The following is a 985-nucleotide window of genomic DNA, read 5'->3' as shown; positions in this document are numbered from 1 at the left end:
CCCCTCGCCGGGGTTCTTTTCGCCTTTCCCTCACGGTACTGGTTCACTATCGGTCAGTCAGGAGTATTTAGCCTTGGAGGATGGTCCCCCCATATTCAGACAGGATACCACGTGTCCCGCCCTACTCTTCGAACTCACAGTATGTGCATTTTTGTGTACGGGAGTATCACCCTGTACCCTGCGACTTTCCAGACGCTTCCACTAATGCACAAACTGATTCAGGTTCTGGGCTGCTCCCCGTTCGCTCGCCGCTACTGGGGGAATCTCGGTTGATTTCTTTTCCTCTGGGTACTTAGATGTTTCAGTTCCCCAGGTTCGCCTCGCAACACTATGTATTCATGTTGCGATGATGCACAGAGTGCACCGGGTTTCCCCATTCGGACATCGTCGGCTGTAGCGGTTCATATCACCTTACCGACGCTTTACGCAGATTAGCACGTCCTTCATCGCCTCTGACTGCCAGGGCATCCACCGTGTACGCTTAGTCGCTTAACCTCACAACCCACAGGCGTTTTACAACGCATGCAAGCTGCAAGCATTTGAGAGACTCGAACATGTCATCATTCATTTCTTATTACGGAGAAATGAACCGACACGTCGTTTCAATTTTCAGCTTGTTCCGGATTGTTAAAGAGCAATATCTCAAACTCGACGTTACCGTCAGTTTTGAGATATTTCGTGGAGACACCTTTCACCTGTCACCAAGCAAGTGGCGTCCCCTAGGGGATTCGAACCCCTGTTGCCGCCGTGAAAGGGCGGAGTCCTAACCGCTAGACGAAGGGGACACATACATGTCACGACTTCGCAGCCGTCTTGCTCATTACTTTTCTATCAGACAATCTGTGTGAGCACTTCGAAGGAAGGTATCTTCAGGTAAGGAGGTGATCCAACCGCAGGTTCCCCTACGGTTACCTTGTTACGACTTCACCCCAGTCATGAATCACAAAGTGGTAAGCGCCCTCCCGAAGGTTAAGCTACCTACTTC

General features: G+C 50.9%; 1 tRNA gene and 2 rRNA genes. All 3 read right to left on the bottom strand.

Annotated elements, in window-relative coordinates:
• Positions 1–495 (bottom strand): 23S ribosomal RNA (locus FT726_RS27415); the annotation flags it as partial.
• A gap of 215 nt (positions 496–710) precedes the next feature.
• A tRNA-Glu gene (locus FT726_RS27410) sits at positions 711–785 on the bottom strand.
• A gap of 89 nt (positions 786–874) precedes the next feature.
• Positions 875–985, bottom strand: a 16S ribosomal RNA gene (locus tag FT726_RS27405); the annotation flags it as partial.

Source organism: Pantoea sp. Morm (assembly GCF_016643525.1).
In the GTDB taxonomy this organism is placed as follows: domain Bacteria; phylum Pseudomonadota; class Gammaproteobacteria; order Enterobacterales; family Enterobacteriaceae; genus Pantoea; species Pantoea dispersa.
The sequence above is the reverse complement of the archived record's forward strand: the minus strand, read 5'-3'. Positions and strand labels throughout refer to the sequence as shown.